General features: G+C 51.8%; 20 protein-coding genes. 11 read left to right on the top strand and 9 right to left on the bottom strand.

Annotation, left to right across the window (positions count from 1 at the left end; translation table 11 throughout):
* Positions 1–73 precede the first annotated feature (73 nt).
* Complete coding sequence (locus EHT25_RS25070; protein WP_124877935.1) at positions 74–2389, top strand: glycoside hydrolase family 20 protein; 2316 nt, start codon at positions 74–76, stop codon at positions 2387–2389.
* Between the two features lie 5 nt (positions 2390–2394).
* Here the strand turns inward: EHT25_RS25070 and EHT25_RS33505 are convergent, their stop codons facing one another.
* The 3 genes from EHT25_RS33505 to EHT25_RS32785 are packed head-to-tail and all read right to left on the bottom strand — an operon-like array spanning position 2395 to position 3052.
* Positions 2395–2565 carry a hypothetical protein gene (locus EHT25_RS33505; protein ID WP_374756172.1) on the bottom strand — a complete coding sequence of 57 codons (171 nt, stop codon included), beginning with the start codon at positions 2563–2565 and terminating at the stop codon, positions 2395–2397.
* A 3-nt stretch (positions 2566–2568) separates the two neighbouring features.
* A complete protein-coding gene (locus tag EHT25_RS25065) occupies positions 2569–2805 on the bottom strand; it encodes a hypothetical protein (RefSeq protein WP_124877934.1) in 237 nt (78 codons plus the stop codon).
* A gap of 22 nt (positions 2806–2827) precedes the next feature.
* Positions 2828–3052 (bottom strand): DUF8507 family protein, encoded by a 225-nt coding sequence (locus EHT25_RS32785; RefSeq protein WP_510186269.1) that lies wholly within the window; start codon positions 3050–3052, stop codon positions 2828–2830.
* A 155-nt stretch (positions 3053–3207) separates the two neighbouring features.
* Here EHT25_RS32785 and EHT25_RS25060 point away from each other — a divergent pair, with 155 nt between their 5' ends.
* From EHT25_RS25060 to EHT25_RS25050, 3 genes are all read left to right on the top strand, one after another.
* Positions 3208–4119 carry a DUF1338 domain-containing protein gene (locus tag EHT25_RS25060; protein ID WP_124877933.1) on the top strand — a complete coding sequence of 304 codons (912 nt, stop codon included), beginning with the start codon at positions 3208–3210 and terminating at the stop codon, positions 4117–4119.
* 92 nt (positions 4120–4211) lie between these two features.
* Positions 4212–5234, top strand: a complete 1023-nt coding sequence (locus EHT25_RS25055) for an alkaline phosphatase D family protein (protein WP_124877932.1) — start codon at positions 4212–4214, stop codon at positions 5232–5234.
* 21 nt (positions 5235–5255) lie between these two features.
* Positions 5256–6278: an alkaline phosphatase D family protein gene (locus EHT25_RS25050; RefSeq protein ID WP_124877931.1), complete on the top strand. Its 1023-nt coding sequence runs from the start codon at positions 5256–5258 to the stop codon at positions 6276–6278.
* Positions 6279–6282: 4 nt separating this feature from the next.
* On the opposite strand, the gene EHT25_RS25045 is transcribed toward EHT25_RS25050, so the two are convergent.
* Positions 6283–7143: a DUF2306 domain-containing protein gene (locus EHT25_RS25045; RefSeq protein ID WP_124877930.1), complete on the bottom strand. Its 861-nt coding sequence runs from the start codon at positions 7141–7143 to the stop codon at positions 6283–6285.
* Positions 7140–7541 carry a hypothetical protein gene (locus EHT25_RS25040; RefSeq protein WP_124877929.1) on the bottom strand — a complete coding sequence of 134 codons (402 nt, stop codon included), beginning with the start codon at positions 7539–7541 and terminating at the stop codon, positions 7140–7142. Before EHT25_RS25040 ends, EHT25_RS25045 begins: the two co-directional genes overlap by 4 nt.
* Positions 7542–7665: 124 nt before the next feature.
* Here EHT25_RS25040 and EHT25_RS25035 point away from each other — a divergent pair, with 124 nt between their 5' ends.
* From EHT25_RS25035 to EHT25_RS25020, 4 genes are all read left to right on the top strand, one after another.
* Positions 7666–8349, top strand: a complete 684-nt coding sequence (locus tag EHT25_RS25035; RefSeq protein WP_124877928.1) for an MCP four helix bundle domain-containing protein — start codon at positions 7666–7668, stop codon at positions 8347–8349.
* 254 nt (positions 8350–8603) lie between these two features.
* The gene (locus EHT25_RS25030; protein WP_229311789.1) at positions 8604–9281 is read left to right on the top strand and encodes an OBAP family protein; all 678 of its coding nucleotides are present in this window, start codon (positions 8604–8606) and stop codon (positions 9279–9281) included.
* A 100-nt stretch (positions 9282–9381) separates the two neighbouring features.
* On the top strand, positions 9382–10275 hold the full coding sequence (locus EHT25_RS25025; protein WP_124877926.1) for an ROK family protein: 894 nt from the start codon (positions 9382–9384) through the stop codon (positions 10273–10275).
* 56 nt (positions 10276–10331) lie between these two features.
* Positions 10332–10892: a D-sedoheptulose-7-phosphate isomerase gene (locus EHT25_RS25020; protein WP_124877925.1), complete on the top strand. Its 561-nt coding sequence runs from the start codon at positions 10332–10334 to the stop codon at positions 10890–10892.
* A gap of 121 nt (positions 10893–11013) precedes the next feature.
* Here the strand turns inward: EHT25_RS25020 and EHT25_RS25015 are convergent, their stop codons facing one another.
* Positions 11014–11724 carry a molybdopterin-dependent oxidoreductase gene (locus EHT25_RS25015; RefSeq protein WP_124877924.1) on the bottom strand — a complete coding sequence of 237 codons (711 nt, stop codon included), beginning with the start codon at positions 11722–11724 and terminating at the stop codon, positions 11014–11016.
* A 75-nt stretch (positions 11725–11799) separates the two neighbouring features.
* Between EHT25_RS25015 and EHT25_RS25010 the strand changes: the two genes are divergently transcribed.
* Positions 11800–12675: a LytR/AlgR family response regulator transcription factor gene (locus EHT25_RS25010; protein ID WP_124877923.1), complete on the top strand. Its 876-nt coding sequence runs from the start codon at positions 11800–11802 to the stop codon at positions 12673–12675.
* Between the two features lie 109 nt (positions 12676–12784).
* The gene (locus EHT25_RS25005) at positions 12785–13513 is read left to right on the top strand and encodes a DUF8737 domain-containing protein (protein ID WP_124877922.1); all 729 of its coding nucleotides are present in this window, start codon (positions 12785–12787) and stop codon (positions 13511–13513) included.
* A 74-nt stretch (positions 13514–13587) separates the two neighbouring features.
* On the opposite strand, the gene EHT25_RS25000 is transcribed toward EHT25_RS25005, so the two are convergent.
* Both EHT25_RS25000 and EHT25_RS24995 read right to left on the bottom strand, forming a co-directional pair.
* Complete coding sequence (locus EHT25_RS25000) at positions 13588–16122, bottom strand: YfhO family protein (protein WP_124877921.1); 2535 nt, start codon at positions 16120–16122, stop codon at positions 13588–13590.
* 88 nt (positions 16123–16210) lie between these two features.
* Positions 16211–17119 carry an LEA/WHy family protein gene (locus EHT25_RS24995; RefSeq protein WP_124877920.1) on the bottom strand — a complete coding sequence of 303 codons (909 nt, stop codon included), beginning with the start codon at positions 17117–17119 and terminating at the stop codon, positions 16211–16213.
* A gap of 97 nt (positions 17120–17216) precedes the next feature.
* Between EHT25_RS24995 and EHT25_RS24990 the strand changes: the two genes are divergently transcribed.
* Positions 17217–17777, top strand: coding sequence for a Uma2 family endonuclease (locus EHT25_RS24990; RefSeq protein WP_124877919.1), 561 nt, complete (start codon positions 17217–17219; stop codon positions 17775–17777).
* A gap of 89 nt (positions 17778–17866) precedes the next feature.
* Here EHT25_RS24990 and EHT25_RS24985 read toward each other — a convergent pair whose 3' ends face one another.
* Positions 17867–20290 (bottom strand): endonuclease MutS2, encoded by a 2424-nt coding sequence (locus tag EHT25_RS24985; protein WP_124877918.1) that lies wholly within the window; start codon positions 20288–20290, stop codon positions 17867–17869.
* Positions 20291–20469: the final 179 nt, after the last annotated feature.

Below are 20469 nucleotides of genomic sequence, written 5' to 3'. Positions count from 1 at the left end.
TAGTATGAATCCGGGAGTGCCAGCCCGTTTTTTACCTATCTTTGATTTTCGCCAACCACCGTCCTTTTCCTGCATGAACCGACTCGTTGCCTTCCTGTTGTGCCTTTCGATTTCCTTTTCCCTGATTGCCCAATCCGATAACGCCTATAACCTACTCCCCTTCCCTGCCCAGTTTGCGGGCAAAGACGGCCATTTTACCGTTTCAACGGCAACACGGATCGTTGTGAATGCGAAAGATGCGGGGCAGCGGGCAGCCGCCCAAACGCTGGCCAATCAATTAAAAACCGTCAGCGGTTTTCCAATAGCCGTAGCTCCGGCATCACCCGCGTTAGCAAAAGGCAAACACATTGTCTTTCAGGCCCATAAAACCGGAAAATGCGGCCCGGAAGGCTATATCCTGAACGTTTCGCCGGATCGGGTGGTGGTGGAAGCCGAAACGCCGAAGGGGTATTTTTATGCGGTTCAGACGTTGCTTCAGCTGCTGCCAACGGCGGTTTTCAGTCCGGCAAAAGTCGATAACGTCGCCTGGAACATCCCGGCCTGCCAGATTCTCGATCGGCCACGCTACGGGTATCGCGGTTTGATGCTCGATGTGAGCCGAAATTTCATGCCGGTTTCATTCGTCAAGCGGTTTATCGACCTGATGGCGATGCATAAATTCAACACCTTTCACTGGCACCTGACCGACGATCAGGGCTGGCGGATCGAGATCAAGAAATACCCCAAACTGACGCAGATTGGCTCCCGGCGCAAAGAAACCGTCGTCGGTCACAACGCTGAAAATTATCCGTTCAAATACGACGGCAAAGAATACGGCGGTTTTTATACGCAGGCCCAAATTGCGGAGGTGGTTCGGTATGCGGCTGCCCGTCACATCACGATCATTCCGGAAATTGAAATGCCCGGCCACGCGCTGGCGGCACTGGCGTCGTATCCCGAACTCTCCTGCGATCCGGCAAAAAAATACGAAGTGGCCACGCGCTGGGGAATTTTCAAGGATGTGTATTGCCCCAACGAGTCAACCTTCGCGTTTTTGCAGAACGTATTGACGGAAGTAATGGCGCTGTTTCCCGGCAAATACATCCACATCGGCGGAGACGAATGCCCGAAAGACGCCTGGAATGCCAGCGCGTTTTGTCAGGATCTGATCAAGAAACTGAAACTCAAGGACGAACACGAATTGCAGAGCTACTTCATTCAGCGCATCGAAAAGTTTGTCAACTCGAAAGGCCGCGCCATCATCGGCTGGGACGAAATTCTGGAAGGCGGTTTGGCACCGAACGCGACCGTCATGAGCTGGCGCGGCACCGAAGGCGGTATCGAAGCGGCCAAGCAAAAGCACAACGTGGTGATGACACCCGGCGACTTCTGCTATCTGGATCAGTATCAGGGCAATCCGGTGCAGGAGCCACTGGCCGGGGGCGGTTTTCTGCCGATCGAGAAAGTCTACAGCTACGAACCCACGCCCGCCGAACTGACGCCCGAACAGCAGAAATACATTCTGGGTGTGCAGGGAAATGTCTGGACGGAATACATTCCGACGACGCAACACGTCGAATACATGGTTTTTCCGCGGGCGTCGGCGCTGGCCGAAATCGGCTGGATTCCGCAGGGGCCGCGCAATTTTGAGGATTTTGCGGTTCGGCTGAAAGAACACCTGAAGCGGTTGTCGTACCTGAACGTCAATTATTCCAAACGGTTGCTCGACATCCGGGCCGTCACGCAGTTCACCGACGCCGACCAATTGCAGGTTCGGCTGGAAAAACTCGATTCCGACAGCAAGATGTATTACACGACCAACGGCAAGCAACCCTCGACATCTTCGACGGAATACTTCACGCCCATTGCCCTGAAAAAAACGACGACGATCAAAGCCATCAGTTCGGCCGGTGCCCAATTTGAAGAAACGTTTTACATCCACCGGGCGAAAGGCAAATCATACACCTACGCCAATGCGGCCGCCGAAAAGTCTGATCCGAACAAGAAAAAGCTAACCGACGGGCAGGTGGCGCAAAGTCCCCGAAACAAATCGGAATGGGTGAGCGTATCGGGCGGAGACCTGGAAGTAACCATTGATCTGGGCGACGTCCGGCCCGTTACGAAGATTTCCGCCAACTTTCTGAAGCGTATTTCGTACAACGATTTCCCGCCCACTTCCGTCGAAATTGGTCTGTCGCAGGACGGAACAACCTACAAAGACGCGATCAGTCAACCGGTCAAGTATACGCTGGAAGGATCGTGGGGTATATTGCCGGTAGTCGCCGATTTCAAAACCGCCCGGGCGCGCTACGTCCGTATCAAGGCCAAAAATGCCGGACCAGCCTCCGCCGGTTTTCCCCGCGAAGGCCTGCCGACGGCGGTATCCGTGGATGAGGTGGTAGTCGAATGATCACCTCATCTGGGATATAAAACGGTAAAGAATTCGGGAGGAGTGATCGGGTTAACCTTCGGAAATTCGATCTTTTTCAGCACATCGAAGTGTTTGTCAAATGTGATGATGTAATCGGCCTGGCAAGCTACCGCACAATCAACAAACTTATCGTCATCGTGATCAGCTTCAATCAAATGTCAGAAAAAACTGGGCGAAACCAGAATGGCGTTTCGGCTGTTCAGCAAACCTTCCGTGACGTTTTGGGCCAGATTTAAACTGTAATAAGTTGCAAGGTGTTCCTCGTATTCGGCCAGAATATCGGTTGAAATACCAAATTCAAACTCCTTGTTTCGCAGTGCATCGAAAAGCCAGCGATAGGGTGAGCTTTTTCCAATAGAAGCCGACAAACAGTTTGAGTCAATAACGACAATCATTTCTCCGGTTATCGATAAGAATTCAGCGATGGCCACGCGCCATTTTTTCAAAATCGTCGGAAGTATATTTCTTCTGCGTTTCGATTTCGTCTGTTTCCTGATCCACCAATCGGAAGAAGTAATCGGCGATGAGTTGTTTGATTTCTTTTTCCTGCTCTTCCGTCAACTCCCGATCAAATGCCCGAAGCATATGAAGCTGTAAAGAACTCAGTTTCCCGGAAGTTAATGTATTTTGTTCCACAGCCATTTTTTAAGAGCGATACGAATTACCTACTAAAGATAACGCAACTACCGTTTTTTAACAAGATACACCGTAAGTGAGTTTCATGACCAGACCTCGACTCGTTCAGCCAATTAATGGTTACTATTTATAACTTGCCTGGTGACTAATTGTGATATAACATGACCACTCCATCCAACAGACTTAAAACCCTCGATGCCGTTCTGAACGGGTTGATGACCCGTTACAGCGAGCGCGTTCCCGATGTCTTGGGCATCATCGACGCGCTGATCGACGAAAAGGTCATTCAAAAACCGGATGACATCGAAAACGATCACATTGCGTTCCGGACGATGGGGCTGCCGAGTCTCGGCATTCAGTCGTTCGAAAAGATCTTTCTGCATTACGGCTACGAAAAACGCGAACCGTACGATTTCAAGGAAAAGAAACTGAACGCGTATTGGTACAGTCCGCCAAAACCGCATTACCCGCGTATTTTCGTCAGCGAACTGCGGGTGCGGGATTTATCGGACGAAGCCCAACACATCATTTACAAGTATACCGATACCGTCGTTTTCGATCCGGTCGATACGCTGGACCTGGACGATGCCCAGGCCGTCGACCGGTTTTTGCACCAGCCGCTCTGGCAAATCCCCACGCTCGACGATTACCTGACGTTGCTGAAAGAAAGCGAATATGCCGCCTGGGTAATCTATAACCGCTATTACCTGAACCATTTCACGATCAGCGTGCACAACCTGAAACCGGGTTACAACACCATTCAGGAGTTTGTCGCTTTTCTGGAACGGCGCGGCTTTAAACTCAACAGCGCGGGCGGTACGATCAAAATCAGCCCCGACGAAGGCTTGCTGCAAGCGTCGACGGTGGCGCAACTGATCGATGCGGAATTTGCCGACGGACAAACCCATCGCATTGCCGGTTCATACGTCGAGTTTGCCGAACGGCGCGTGTTGCCCGAATTCCGGCATCTCCCCGCCGACCAGATCCGGCGCGAACACCGGCGCGACGGTTTTGAAGCCGGAAATGCCGACAAGATTTTCGAGAGTACGTTTACGTCGCAGACCAATCAATAAGGTAACCGCCTTCCGCTATTAACAAACCGTGAAGTTGGCTCGGAAACGGGTCAACTTTTTTACATTTGCGGGAACAACGACCCTGACTTTCCATGAAAAACCTTTTTACCCTCGGCCTGATTGGCGGGATTGCATTGGCGGGATGCCGTACGCCGAAAACCGAAACGGCAGCTTCGACGGGTCAAAAACCGCTCACCACGATTGCATTTGGTTCGTGCAGCGACCAGAAACGCCCCCAACCCCTGTGGGACGATATCGTGGCCCAAAAACCGGACGTCTGGATCTGGCTCGGCGACAATATTTACGGCGATTCGGAAGTGATGGACACGCTGAAAGCCAAGTACGACAAGCAGAAAGCCAACCCGGTTTATGCCCAGTTACGGCAGTCGACCAGGATCATTGGCGTTTGGGATGATCACGACTATGGCGTCAATGACGGCGGTAAAGAGTACCCGCGCCGGAAAGAAAGCCAGCAGTTGATGCTCGATTTTCTGGATGTGCCCGCCCGCAGTCCGCTGCGGCAGCAGGAAGGGGCTTATTCCTCAAACACCTATGGTCCCAAAGGTCAGCGCGTCAAAGTGATTCTGCTCGATGGGCGGTATTTCCGGGACCCCTTGAAGAAAGTCAATAAAACCAATGCCCCCGACCCAACCGGCGATATACTGGGCGAAACGCAGTGGCAGTGGCTCGAAAAACAACTGACTCACTCGGACGCCGATGTTCATATCATTGGCTGCGGCATTCAGTTTCTGGCCAACGATCACACGTCCGAGAAATGGGGTAATTTCCCGACGGCCCGCCAGCGGTTTTTCGATTTGTTGAGTAAAACCAAACCAAAGGGTGCGATGCTGCTTAGTGGCGACCGGCACATTGCCGAAATTTCGAAAATAAGCATTCCGGGGCTAGGTTATGACTTGTACGACATCACCAGCAGCGGCCTGACGCACACCTCCAAACCATACGAACAACCGAATGCGTACCGCGTCGGCAAAATGGTTTTCGACCTGAATTACAGCCTCATTACGATCAACTGGAACAAAAAACCGCTAACGGCGACGGTTCGGATCAATGGCGACAATCAGGCGACGTATCTGACGCAGGAAGTGGCGTTTTGATAACCCGGCCCTTTCCATTCGATGAAAACATTAGTCACGCTCGGCCTGATTGGCTGCACCATTTTGGCAGGGTGCCGTACCCCGAAAACGAAAAAAACGGCTTTGGCTGGTCAAAACCCAGTCACCACGATTGCATTCGGTTCGTGCAGCGACCAGAAACGGCCCCAACCCCTGTGGGACGATATCGTGGCCCAGAAACCGGACGTCTGGATCTGGCTCGGCGACAATATTTACGGCGATTCGGAAGTGATGGACACGCTGAAAGCCAAGTACGACAAGCAGAAAGCCAATCCGGTTTATGCCCAATTGCGGCAGTCGACCAGGATTATTGGCGTTTGGGACGACCACGATTATGGTGTCAACGATGGCGGAAAAGAATACCCGCGCCGGAAAGAAAGCCAGCAGTTGATGCTCGATTTTCTGGATGTGCCCGCCCGCAGTCCGCTGCGGCAGCAGGAAGGGGCTTATTCCTCAAACACCTATGGTCCCAAAGGCCAGCGTGTCAAAGTGATTCTGCTCGATGGGCGGTATTTCCGGGACCCCTTGAAGAAAGTCAATAAAACCAATACCCCTGACCCTTCCGGTGATATTCTGGGTGAAACGCAGTGGCAGTGGCTGGAAAAACAACTGACTCACTCGGACGCCGATGTTCATATCATTGGCTGCGGTATTCAGTTTCTGGCCAACGAGCATGTGTACGAAAAATGGGGAAATTTCCCGACGGCCCGCCAGCGGTTTTTTGATTTGCTGGGAAAAACCAAACCAAAGGGTACGATGCTGATCAGTGGCGACCGGCACATTGCCGAAATTTCGAAAATAAGCATTCCGGGGCTAGGTTATGACTTGTACGACATCACCAGCAGCGGCCTGACGCACACTTCCAAACCCCGCGAAGAACCGAATGCACTGCGCGTTGGCCAGGTGGTTTTCGACCTGAATTACGGTTTATTTACGATCAACTGGAACAAAAAACCGCTAACGGCGACGGTTCGGATCAATGGCGACAATCAGGCGACGTACCTGACGCAGGAGATTGTTTTTTAACAAATCAGCCCCCCGTCAGCCAGCCCAGAATAGCGGGTCCCCAGTAATACAACGTGAAATAATACGTACCGATCAGCAAAAAACCGGTCGCGAACAGCAGCGTAAAAGACGCGCCAATCCGGAGAATGGGCGACGCGGTATACGAACGCGCCCGGCTAAAAAGCTCGGCGACCAGCAGATTGGGGATATAGAAGAAAAAAGCCATCACCTGGTCAAAAGGCCCGCTGAACGATCGCGTATGGCCCGCGCCATCGGCCAGCAAAAGCCAGAAACCGTAGTCCATGCGGTACAGCCACGAACCGATCGCCAACGCGTATAGCCGCAGCGCCCAGATCCGGTGCCGATCCGTGTCTCTCCGAACGGCATACCGATACGTCTGGACCGCCGAGAGGAACATGAGGACGCCGTAGAGCCCAAAACCGATGTTCATCACCAAGCCGCCGATCGTGCCTTTGAGGGCAATGAAAACCAGTCCACCGACGGCCGCCAGCAGACACGACAGTACGTACAACCGCCCAATCCAGCGGTGCAACACCGGAAAACGAGTTCGAACCGCATCGATCAGTTGAATACTTCCCAGCACCAGAATGATACCGCCCATTGCAAAATGGAGACCGATGCCGGTTGTGGCCGCCGTTGTACTTCGTTCGTAAAGTCGGGGCAACACGTTGTTCCAGCGCTCCATGTTGCCTTCGTACAGGGCAGCCGCGTAGAAGGCCAGGATGTATAAACCGAATAAGGCGGCACTGGCCCAAACCGTCGCCACGAGCAGCACCGATGTCCACCGCAAGGCCGTTTTACTGAAATGAGCAAGCGGTTTTTGAGAAGTCGGCGGGGAGATTAGATCAGAAAAACCGTCAGTCATGGATTCGGATCGGCTTCCAGGTGGTCATCGGGCTTGGTTCGCCGGAAAAACAGGATTGCAGCGGTCAGGTAGGCCACACTGGCGAGCGCGTAGGCATACGGCAGACCGGTTTTCCCATCGTGAAAATACAAGCCGCTGACGATGCCCAACACCACGGCTTCGGCCAGAAAAACCAGCGCGTCAAAGCTTTTGATATACTGCGCCAGCCGGTGATGGTAGATGGTCAACAGGATGATCGTTACCCCGATGATTCCCAACAGACTACCCAGAATCATGTGCCCGTGTTCGGCCTTATCGAAAGCCTTCAGAAGAATAATAACGCCCGCGAGGGCATGGGCCAGTTGTTTGCGTTTTTCCCGGGAAAGAGCCATCGAAGTGATTTTTAACAAATTTATCATTTTCCCGGATTGGGCAAAGAGCCTTGTCGGCGAATGAAAATTTATATAGAAATAATCTTACTTTCGTTAACTAATACAGCGGGGCAGGTAACCGGTAGCTGCCCGTGATTAAATCCATCTGATTATGAAATGGTCCTTTGTGATTCAGCAAAAAATAAAGGCTGCGGTTCTGCTGACGGGCATTATGGCGCTCATTATTCTGAGCACTTTTCTGTCGAGAAATACGATTAAAGATATTGACAAGTCATTTTCCTCGATTTATCAGGATCGGCTTATTCCCGCGGTCGATATGGTTTATCTAAGCGAAAACCTGTATACGAAACGGCTTTTGGTCGAAAAGCATCTTTTTTCGAACCAGACTTCAACACCGGCCGAAATTGCGTTCCAGCTTCGGGCACAAAACCGGTCAATCGATTCGCTGATTCGGAACTACGAAAAAACGTTTCTGATCACTGAAGAAGCGAAAAGTCTTCAGGCATTTAAGAAGCAGATTAAAAGCTACGCCTTGTTTGAAAACCAAATTTTGCAGCTCAGTCAGGCCGACAATAAAGTTGCAGGAAGTAAATTATTCAATGAAACGGGCTCGCTTATTTTTCAACAGTTAATTCAGGGCCTTAACGATCTGACAAAAATACAATACACTGAAGGACAGAGCCTTGTTAAGGATTCAAAGAGTGATTCGTCCCAATTTAATCTGATTTCTTCACTGCAGATTATCATTGCCATTGTGATCGGTTTGTTGATTTTAGGGCTTATTCACAATTCAAAAATGATCAATCAGGAAAAGCAGCCTTTTCATTTAAATTAACCAAAATTTATTTCGACATACAATTAATTTAGATTTAAATTTCAGTTAAAAAACCGGTAACACTGGCAAATTACACGACGAAAATGTAATTTCCTCATTGTGATTCTCGCCAAACAAATTGGATCGGAAACGGTTCTGATTTGTAGAGTTGAGACGCGTAATCAATCGCAATGACCAGGTTATTTTTGACTGTTATTTTGGCCACACTATTGGTGGCTTGCGGGGGAAATGATGCCTCATCGAATCGTCAATCGTTGACAAATAAAGACTCCATTCCGGTAGAAATATCGCGGGTAGAAACGAGTGCTGTTGCCAATCAAATTCCCGTAAAACGCTTTGAAACGTACCTGAGCGGTTTTCATTTTTACAGTGGCCGACGGGCCGAACAAAGGGAGGTTCACCGCTACTGCACGGCCGTTCACGAAGATCTTCGGCAATGTGTACTTTTTGACGGAAATGGGAAAGAAGCTCGTTTGGCGGGAGTCGAATACATCGTTTCCGAACGCTTATTTAAAACCTTGCCCGACGACGAAAAGAAGCTCTGGCACAGTTATCGGTACGAAGTCAAAAGTGGTCAGTTGGTAGCGCCCGATCTGTCTCCGAAAGCCGAGCACGACCTGATGGCGGAACTGGTATCGTCGTACGGAAAAACCTGGCAAACGTGGCAAACCGAATCGGATTCGACCTTGCCTTTCGGTGGCCCGGCGCTGATGATGGGTTTCACGCGCGATGGTCAGCTTGATCCGAACCTGCTCCAAAACCGGGATAATCGCTTAAAAATAGTGACTTCGGAAAAACAGCAAATGCGCAGCGACATTCTCGGCCGTTCGCCCGTCACCGGCGCGGATTCCTGGGAAAACGGCCCGGCCATCCAACTTCCGGCCCTGACCAAACGAAATGAGCCGCAACTGCAGAAAGATACCCTCCAATAATTTTTTTCTTCTTTACTTTGCCGGGTGATTCGTCACAAACCAGTTAATTTCTCGAACAAATCAGGTTGCCCCCGGCATGGCGGATCATCCGTCCAACAGAATGAATCTTGGCATTGAAATAGGCGGTACAAAACTGCAGGTCGTCGCGGGCGAAGGAACGGCGATCAGGCACCATTTTCGGTTTACGGTCGACAAATCCCGGGGCGCATCCGGTATTCTGGAACACATCGACGAAGCAATTCAGCAAATTCCCGCACCCATTCAAACCGTCGGTGTCGGCTTCGGCGGGCCGGTGGACACCCAGACCGGGCGAATTGCCACTTCCCATCAGATCGAAGGCTGGGCGGGATTCGGCCTGGCCGACTGGCTGCGCGAGCGGACATCCGCCGAACGGATTCGGGTGGAAAACGACGCCAATGTGGCCGCGTTGGGCGAAGCGACGCACGGCGCCGGACGCCATTTTCGCCAGGTATTTTACGTCACACTGGGTAGTGGTGTGGGGGGCGGGATGATCGTCGACGGGCAAATTTACCACGGCATGCCGCCGGGCGAAACCGAAATCGGCCACATCCGGCTGGACAAAACCGGTACGACGCTCGAGTCGGTTTGCTCCGGCTGGGCCGTCGATCAGGAAATCCGGCACGCCATTGCTGATCTGTCAACCGATTCTCTTCTGAAGCAATTGGTCGGAACGCAAAAAACCGGTGAAGCCCGGTTTTTGCGGGAAGCATTCGATCAGGGCGACCCAACGGCCCGGCGGATTTTTGAGCGAATTGCCGACGATCTCGCTTTTGCACTCTCGCACGTAGTCCATTTGCTGCATCCCGACGTACTAATTCTGGGCGGAGGACTGTCGCTGACCGGCGAACCACTGCGGGCTGCCGTTGAAAAAATACTGCCAACGTACATCATGGGCGCTTTTCAACCCGGCCCGGCCATCCGACTGGCCGAACTGGGCGAAAATACCGTACCGATTGGTGCTTTAAGTTTATAAAACGAAGGCTGCATTCCGTTTGGCCTTTCCAAAACCCTTCAACTACTCTTTCTTGTATGCAAACGTATTTTGAACAATACCTCGGTCACCACAAGGCTGCCATTGACTCGATTCCGGTTGATCGCGTCGAACAAATCGTCAAGTTGCTGAAAACCTGCTGGGAAGAAGATCGGCAGTTTTTTGTCTTCGGCAATGGCGGCAGCGCGGCCAATGCGTCCCATTTTATTACGGATTTGGGCAAAGGCGCTTCCGACCGGCTCGGCAAGCGGTTTCGGTGTCTGTCTTTGAACGACAACACGGCCTGGATTACCGCGCTCGGCAACGATTATTCCTACGATGACGTGTTTGTGGGGCAATTGCAAAATTACGCCAAACCGGGTGATCTGGTGCTGACGATGAGCGTCAGCGGGAGTTCGCCCAACCTGGTCAAAGCCGTTCAATGGGCCAATGACCACGACCTGACGACCGTGGCGCTGGTAGGCGGCAAACGCGGCAAACTCGCCGACCTGGCCCACGAAGTCATCACCATCGACTCCCAGCATTACGGCCGCGTGGAAGACGCCCACATGACGATCTGCCACATGCTGTGTTACGCGTTCATGGAGAATAGTATCTAATGAGCTAAAGGCTGTTTCGCGGAGGTGAGCGGAGAGTGCAGAGTTAAGCGGAGAAATTAATTAAAAAACTCTGCGTAACTCCTTTTTTCTCCGCTTAACTCCGCGAAACAATTGCAACTCTTCAACTATACCGATCATTCCGCCAGGGGTAAGCGGTGTTGGAGTAGCCGCGTTCTTCCCAGAATCCCAGGCGGTTTCCGGCCATAAATTCGATGCGTTTGATCCATTTGGAGCCTTTCCAGGCGTAGAGCTGGGGCGTAATCATCCGGACGGGGCCACCGTGTTCGAGCGGCAGCGGCTGGCCTTCGGCGGTATGAACAAGCAACACATCCAGTTTGAGCGCTTCGGCCAGGGAAAGGTTGGTTGAATAACCGTCGAAACCGTAGCACATCACGTGCGTGGCAGTTTCCTTGGGCATCACCAGCGCGGCCAGATCGGCAAACCGCACCCCCACCCAGGGAACATCCAGCTTCGACCAGGTCGTAACACAGTGAAAATCGCTCACGTCCTTTGTTTGGGGTAACGCCATAAAATCGGCCCACTTCAAACGGGTTGGATTTTCCACTTCACCGTCGAGGGCCAATTGCCATTTTTCCAGCGGAATGCGCGGATGATGGCCGAGGTCCAGAACGGGCCATTTTTTCGTAACCGTTTGACTTTTTGGTATCTTCGGCATCCCGTGGCGGTTCGGCGGACCCGAGCCCAGCGGTTTTTCGTCGATCATCGACGGCGTGTTCTGGATCGCTTCCTCGAACCGCCGTTTGAGTTTCATCCGGGCGTCGATAATTCGATCGAGTTTGTCCGATTCCGGTGCGGTTTCGTCTGGTTCCATGTCTTTTCGTTTGATGAATAACAGCAAGAAAACCGTTCTGGTTTTAGATACAAAAAAAGGCCACCAAAAATACGCATGGAACCGCTGAGCCGTCGCCAACACGGAGTTTTGCTGCTGATTCTGGTCCCGGTTTTGGCGACAATTGCTTCGCATGTGGTATTTTACCGGCGGTTTCCGTGGCAAACCGATTACCGGTTTCCGATCGCTTATTTTCTGACGGTGACTACGGTAATCCTGTCGTACTGGTCGGTTAACCTCCTGATTTTCAGCTTGCTCGACCGACGCTTACCATTTTCCTACCACCCAACCCGGCGCATTGGGCGGCAAATTCTGCTGGGCGGTTTGGCTACGTTACTGACGTTTTCAGTCGTTTTTCCCGGCGCCATCCGGTTGTATTCCGGTTTCTGGCCTAATTCGGTGCAACTGACATCCGGGATTTTTGTCTGCATCACCATCGCGACGCTGATCAACGGTGGTTATGTCGGGCTGTATCTACTACAGGCTTTTCGACTCGAAAAACAACAGGCCGCCGAAGAACTCAACGGCAAACTGGCAAATTTGCAACAATCGGCCCGACCGGTTTTGGACGCAGCGGTTTTGATCGATACCGGTGCCCGCCAACTCCGTTTTCGGCCGGAAGAAATCGCGTATTTTTTCTCGACGCAGGGCGTTGTTTTGCTGGTAAAAACCGATGGGCAGCAACTGACCACCAATTACAATTCCTTTTCAAAACTCGAAAGTCGGCTTCCCGCCCATCATTTCTTTCAACTGAACCGACAGTTTATCGTGTCCGTCCAGGCCGTCCGAAGCGTGCAGGATGACAGCAACCGCAAACTGATCGTTACACTGACCCCGTCTCTGCACAAAAACCAGCTCGCCGAAACCGTTATGGTCAGTCGATACCGGAACCTGGAATTCCGAAAATGGCTCCAACAGCTTGCCGTCGGCTGACCATTCATTATCGAATCCGGTACCATTCGTTGAATCAATCCCCAAAACGCACGAATGTTACCGTTTTGCGGTCTTGTTTTACCGCATCAAACCAAAACCGGTAAACAAAATGCACCCCAATCTTTCACACCTCTACACAAATCCGCCCCTTTGGCTGAGCCTTTGTTTCAGCGGAATTATGATCATCACGCTGGCGGTTTTTTACTCCGCGCTTCGCAAAGCGATCCCATCCAAAGCCGGTTTTATTTTTTTTGCTATAATCACCTGGCTGGCGGTTTTGCTGGTGCTGGCTCAAAGCGGTTTTTTCCTGAAAACGGATGCGGTGCCACCCCGGTTTTTTCTGGTGATTGTGCCGCCATTTACACTCATTCTGGTTCTGTTTCTGACTAAAACCACCCGCCAGTTTCTGGATCAGCTTCCGCTCCAAACCCTGACCTGGCTGAACATCGTTCGGATACCAGTTGAACTGGTTCTCTACGGTTTATTTACCCATCACTTCATTCCTGAATTGATGACGTTCGAGGGCAGGAATTTCGATATTCTGTCCGGAATTACGGCGCCTTTGGCTGCTTACTGGGCGTCGCAGAAAACGCCGGCCGCCCGTACGAAATTATTACTGTGGAACATTTTGGCGCTCCTGTTGCTAACCAATATTGTAGCACACGCGGTGCTGGCCGCGCCCTTGCCCATTCAGCAACTGGCGTTCGATCAGCCGAATGTGGGTGTGTTAAAATTCCCTTTTGTTGGATTGCCTGGTGTGATCGTGCCACTGGTTTTACTCGGCCATCTGGTTTCGATCCGGCAGTTGACCCGCGTGCCGAAAACCGTTGCGAGTTGACCAACAACAAAAAAGCCTGAGCGATTTCGGGAATCACTCAGGCTCAATTCAGTATCCGATGAATCAAAAACGATCTACGCGCTTTTCTTACGCTTCCGTTCGAAAAAAACCGCCGTTCCGATGAAGGCAATAATCAACAGGGAACACACCAGATCGACTACTTTGCCGACGCGAATTGAAACCGGGTCGAATTTGAAAACGATCGTGTGTTTTCCGGCCGGAACACGCAGTGCCCGCAATACGTAATTGGCGCGCAGGTGGGGCATTTCCTGGCCGTCGACGGTCACTTTCCATTCATCACGGACGTTGTAGTAGATTTCGGAAAAAACCGCCAGCTGCTCGCTTTTGGCATTGCTTTCGTAGGTCAGTTCATTGGGTTTGTAGCTGGTCAGGCGGATCACATTGGCGGAATCGGGCTGGATTTTCAACCCACTCAGTTGTTCGGCAAACCGCTGATCGACGACGGCGGACTGGCGGGTGTTCAGGCTATCGAGGGCCTGCATTTCGGCGTTGGCATTCGGCACCAGCCGGTAATCGGCCACAAACCAGGCATTTCCCAACGCGCCGGGATTCGGTTGCGCCACCGGCGGCCCCGGTGCCTGTTGCTGATTGGTAGGCTGACTTTGCGTAATCAAATACTTCGTATTCAGCATGTTGATCACGTTGAAATAATTTGGAGCGTCCGGCGTCTGCCGCAAATTCCGATACAGTTGAAACTCCGCCAATTCCTGATAGCGACGCATTTTCACCGCATTGTAACCACCCAGCGATTTGTGGAAATAAGACGCTTTCGCATCACTCATAAAACTGCTGGTAGCATCCAGCACCCGGAAATCCAGGGCTTTGTCGGCCAGAATCTGCTCGTCGGCGGCCGTTGGCGTAACGGTTTCCTGAATGGATTGCTTGCTTACAAAATCGTCGTTATTGAAATACCGCTTATCGACATTGAAAAGATCAAAAATCATCAGCGCCATCAAAACCGGGTAGAAAATAACCGACTTGATGCGATCCCGCACGAACAACCAGATCAGCGCTCCCACGACCAGAATCAGGAAGGCCGACCGGAATGCATCAGCACGGAACATGCCGACGCGGTCGTCGACCATGGCCGAAACGACCTGTTCGGCCAGGTTTTTATTCTGTAATCCCTGCTCCAGATTCCCCAGCATCATCTCGTCATTGGGTCCTCGAAAACTTTGAAAAATCGTGGGGGCCAGTGCCATCAACAGCGATAACCCAGCGGTTACGCCCAGGCTAATCAGCAAAGGCCGGTTGAGTTGGGCCGCCGTCAGCTTTTTATCCACGATCTGTTTCAGCGCCAGAATACCCAGCAGCACCAGCGGCAATTGCGCCAGGGTGAGTGTCATCGTCACCGCCCGAAACTTATTGAAACCGGGGAAATAATCGAAAAGCAGGTAATTGAAAGCCGGAAAGTTTTTGCCCCAGGCCCAGGCGATGTACAAAATCGCAATGCCCAGCGACCACCATTTCAGGCGTCCGGGAACAATGATCAATCCCAGAACAAACAGAAAAATAACGATGGCACCCGCGTAAGCCGGACCACTCTGGCTATAGAGATTGCCATGATACAGAAAAAGTTGCTGCACATACTGCTGTGCCATGCCCGGATCGACACCGATTCCGGTCATTTTTTTGTACGTTTCCGAATCCGTCGTCAGCGATCCCACCGTCGGCCCACCGGCGTAGTTGGGAATGAGCAAGGTAAACGTCTCGCCGATGCCGTAGCTGTATTGAAACGCGTATTCCTTGTCCAGACCGCCGGACGGAGCAGGCGCGGTGGCCGCCGGAGCGCCGGTTTCAGATTTTGGCGAAATGGTCAGCTCCGATTTCCCGCGGGTCGTAACCGTCACGTAATCAGCGGCATTCCAGAGCCGCGTGGAGTGGGTTCCAACGGCCAGAATGGCGGCTGCGGCCAGTGCCGACAACGACAACACCAGCGAACGAACACGCCCTTCGCGAATGGCGACAATGCTTTCAATCAGCACATAAATAATAATTCCGAAGGCCAGATAGTAGGTAATCTGAATGTGATTGGCGTATAATTCAAGCCCCAGAAACAAGGCCGTCAGGGCCGCTCCGGCGAGATACCGCCCCCGCAACGCCAGGATCACGCCCGCCAGAATCTCCGGTGCATAGGCCAGCGCCAGTATTTTCGACACGTGACCGGCTTCCAGGCTGAGCAAGGTATACGACGCAAACGCGTAGGCCACCGCCCCCAGCGCCGACAGCCAGCTATTGACCCCCAGCGCCAGCAACAGGATATAACCGCCCAACATCAACAGCCAGAGGTAGTTAGCCGGATCGGGCAGCAGCAGATTGATGTATTGACCGAGTTTATGCGTCAGGCTGGTAGGGTAATCACCGGCAATCATGTAGGTGGGCATTCCGCCGAACATACTGTTGGTCCACCAGGCCCATTCGCCGGTTTGCTTGTGGAATTCGACTACTTCGCGACTGGCCGCAACCGACTGAATGATATCATGTTGGTTCAATCGTTTGCCCTTCAAGACGGGCGAGCAATAAACAACGGCCAAAACCGCAAATCCAATGACGGCTATTAAATGAGGAAGAAAGCGTTTGAAATTCATACAATCGATCGAAATGCGAAGCTCAGAGCAGCTAGTCAAATAACGGGTAAAGAAACGCTTTTTTCTAACAAGGCGAAAACTCCGCGCGTCACTTTTTCAGTTCTTTGAGGTCGGCCAGTGTGCCTTTGATCCGATTAACGATCTGACTGTCGTCCAGGGCACTGTTGCCCTCTTTGGTGATCAGCTTACTCCGGAAAACCACCAGGAAGTTGGTGGTTTTCTTTTTAAACAAGGCTTTCCAGGCCACATTGTCGAATGTACCGGGTTTGAGTGTCACCGGAAAAACCGCCGGGGTAACAGCCTGCGCTTTGATCAATAGCGGTTCCGGCTGGCTTCCTTCCGCCACCACGTCGCCGTCGATGCTGACGACATACTTCGCATCTTTGAAACTGAAGGGTATTTTATTGCGGTTTTCGATATCCGCTTTAACGGCCAGATCGGTTTCCTTAAACCCGATTTTACCAAAGCTGATATCGGTTATTTTGACGGTTGGGATGTAGAACGTTGGCAGCTTCTTTTCCGCTTTTACCGAAAATGTCCGCTGGCCCACCACCGGTACGTCCAGATCAAAGGTCGAGCGAATCGTGTAAACCGTGCTATCCACATGCTGTTGATCCAGCTGTTTCAGGACGTATTCCAGTCGTTTGTAGAGCAATTTCGCCGGTAAGGTAATCATCGTGCTGTCACCCGCTTCCAGTTCGACGGTTTTGCGGTAGCTGTCTTTCATCACCATTGCCGTGTCGATATACAGTTCGTAATCCACTTTCGAGGCTTTGAATCCGACCGGCAACGGATTGTCGATCAGTAACTTCATCGTCATGGAAATGTGATCGTCTTCAATATCGGTAATCAGAAAAGACGCCAGTTCCAGCCGGGGCGTCAATACAGTTCCGTGCGGTTCATCGGCGGCCTTTTTCTGCTGACGCTGGTACCAAATGTAAGCGCCAGCGAAGCCAATCAGCAGCAGGCCGAGCGCAATAATCCATCCTTTCTTCATGGTGTCGCGTTACTTGTCGGAGACTAAACCGTCAAAGGGTGTGACTGTTTAACCACAATCTGCTATTTTTAGGAAAGCAAGAGGTTACGGATTTTCTATGGTTACGGATACAGGGAAAAAATTGTACACCTTCGAAGAGTACGAAGCGCTGGAACGGGAGGAAGGAGTCCGCTATGAGTACATCGATGGGGAAGTATTCGCCATGGCTGGAACGACCAAACGGCATAATACCATTGTGCAAAATCTAACCTTTGCGTTAAGAGCAGTCGCAAAAAAAAGCGGATGCAGCGTTTACTCCCAAAGCATCAAGCAGAAACTAAAAACCGGTGAGAAATACGTTTATCCGGATGTGATTTACACCTGCGAACCCGCCGATCAAGCCGACGATTCAGAAACCGTCGTTCGTTCGCCCAGTCTGTTGATCGAAGTGTTTTCCGAATCTTCACAACGGACGGATATTTACCACAAACGGTTTGAATACTTCAAAATACCGTCACTGCAGTATTATTTGCTGGTTTCCCAAAAACACTACGGCATCGAAGTCTACGAACGTTCGGCGGACTTTTGGAAATACACGATTTATGATGGTCTGGAAGCTACAATTAAGCTGAAGAAATTGGGGATTACGTTGACGCTGGCGGAGATCTATGAGTCTTGAACTGGGATTCCGCAGATTAAAGGATTAAGAGGATAGCTACCGCAGTCCATTTTATATCCTCTTAATCCCTGAATCCGCGTAATCTAAGTTCAGGACAGTTTCACCACCGTCACCCCCGCCCCGCCCCGGTCGGCGTGTTCGTCTTTCATGGAAATCACTTGCGGAAAGGTTCGGAGGTGGTTTCGGACTAAGGTTCGCAGAATGCCATCGCCTTTGCCGTGCACAATCCGGAGCTCGGAATAGCCGAGCATCAGGCCATTGTTGATAAAATTATCGAGTTCCACCATCGCTTCTTCGCCCCGCTGACCCCGAATGTCGAGGTTGAAGCTGAAGTTCATCATCTTCTCATTCAGGTCGATGCCCTGCATTTTCGGGCGGGCGGTTTCGCCGACGGCTTCGCGGTAAACTTTCCGGCTGACTTTTTCCAGGCGGTTTAGCTTGACAGTGGATTTCAGATCACCAATCCGGATTTCGGCATCCTTCCCACGCAAGGCCAGCACTTCACCAATTGTCGATTGCCCCTTGATCTGCACAAAGCTACCCACACCGATAGCGCCGGAATCGGGCAAAAATTCTTCAACTTCGACGTTCGTCTTTGCCGGTTTTACCTCATCAACCAGGGCTTCCTGCTTCAGTTCTTTTTTATCAAACTGTTCCAGTTCCTGCCGTACCAGCCGCGTCATGTCGCGCTCGGCCTTGTTCTCCTTGATTTCACGAATGGTGTTTTCAATCCGCTGATTCGCTTCGGCGACGAGCGCTTTGGCCTTCTGCTTGGCCTCGTTGATCAGTTTTTTCTGGTCGTTGTCGAGCCGGGTTTTCAGGGCGGTGGTTTCGGCCAGTTGTTGCGCCAGTTTGCGCTGATTGATACCGACTTCCATGTTTTTCTCGGCGAAAACCCGCTTCTCGATGTCCAGCTCTTTCAGCAGTTTTTCGAGATTGACCTGCTGTGAACCCAGCTTTTCCTTCGCCCGGTCGATGACGTTTTTGGGTAATCCGATTTTTGATGCAATCTCGAACGCAAACGAACTGCCCGGCCGACCAATCTCGAGTTCGTAGAGCGGTTCCAGGTGCTCGCCGTCAAACCGCATCGCGCCGTTGACCAGCCCCGTTGTTTTATCGGCGAAGAGTTTCAGGTTGGTGTAGTGCGTATTAACGACGCCATAAGCCCCCGATTTGGTCAGTTCTTCCAGAATGGCTTCGGCAATGGCTCCACCCAAACCGGGTTCGGTTCCGGTACCAAATTCGTCGATGAGAAACAGCGTTTTGCGGTTGGCCATCGTCACAAACGCCTTCATACTGGTCAGGTGCGAGCTGTAGGTACTGAGGTCATTTTCCAGCGATTGTTCGTCCCCAATGTCGATGAACAGGTTTTGAAAAATTCCGGCCGTGGAGCCTTCGATCACCGGAATCAGCAAACCGCTCTGCACCATGTATTGCAGCAACCCGATCGTTTTAAGCGCCACCGATTTACCCCCGGCGTTCGGCCCCGAAATAATCAGAATCCGCTGCCCCGGATCGAGCAGCAGATTGAGCGGAACCACTTTTTTGCCCTGTTTCTGAAACGAAAGATGCAGCAACGGATGCCGGGCCTGAAGCCAGTCGACCAACGGCTGGTTGACCAGCTTCGGCATGCCAGCGTCGATCTGGAGCGCAAACCGAGCCTTCGCCCGAATGAAGTCGATCAGGCCCAGAAAGGTCGTAGCGCGCTGCAATTCAGGCAAGTACGGACGAATCAGGGCGGTCAGCTCGCGCAGGATGCGGGCCACTTCGCGCCGTTCTTCGTACTCCATTTCGCGGATTTCGTTGTTGGTATCGAACACTTCCGCCGGTTCAATAAAAACCGTCTGCCCGGTAGCCGATTCATCGTGGATGAAGCCTTTCAGTCGCCGTTTATGTTCCGCCGAAATCGGAATCACGACGCGGCCATTCCGGATCGTGAGCGAAATATCGTCGGGCATCCAGCCCTGCTGACGGGCATTCCGCATGATTCCGTCCAGTTTTTTGCGCAAACCCGCCTGTTCGGTAATGATGCGACGGCGAATGCTGGCGAGTTCCGGCGAGGCCGAATCGCGGACGTGGCCCCGGTCGTCGATCACACGCTCGATGGCGTCGGTCAGTTTTTTATCAACTGTGATGGAATCCGCGAGTTCGGTCAGGTACGGGTAAACGTCCTTTTCTTTTCCGGCCAAAAACCGCAGGCACAACTGAATGGTCCGCAACGTCAGTTTCAGATCGAAGAATTCCTCTTCCGTGAGCATCATGCCCTCGATCCGGACTTTGCCAAGCTGCGGGCGAATATCTAAATAATTGGACGACGGAAACTCCGGCTCATACTGCACGATGGTTTTGAACTCGGCCACCTGCCGCAGCATTTTATCGATTAGTTGGAAATTGTCGGAAAACCGGATTTTATCCACATACGACTGCCCCAGCGGACTCATACAAGCCTGCCTGAGCAAGTCGCGGATTTTATCGAAACCTAATTTTTGTTCAAATGAATCGGGATAAAGCATTTGTTGTTCTTCTTGTTGTTATGTACCCACGGACTGGTAGTCCGTGTTTTAATTCTAAATAGCTGGAATGAAAACGAACACGGACTGACAGTCCGTGGATACAAGGGTACCAGAAATAACACCGGCAACGGAAAACCAGTTCGATTGCTTTTTTTGTAAAAACCGCAAAATTACACCGC

The organism is Larkinella rosea (assembly GCF_003858635.1).
Taxonomy (GTDB): domain Bacteria; phylum Bacteroidota; class Bacteroidia; order Cytophagales; family Spirosomataceae; genus Larkinella; species Larkinella rosea.
This window is presented reverse-complemented; position numbering and strand designations above follow the sequence as displayed.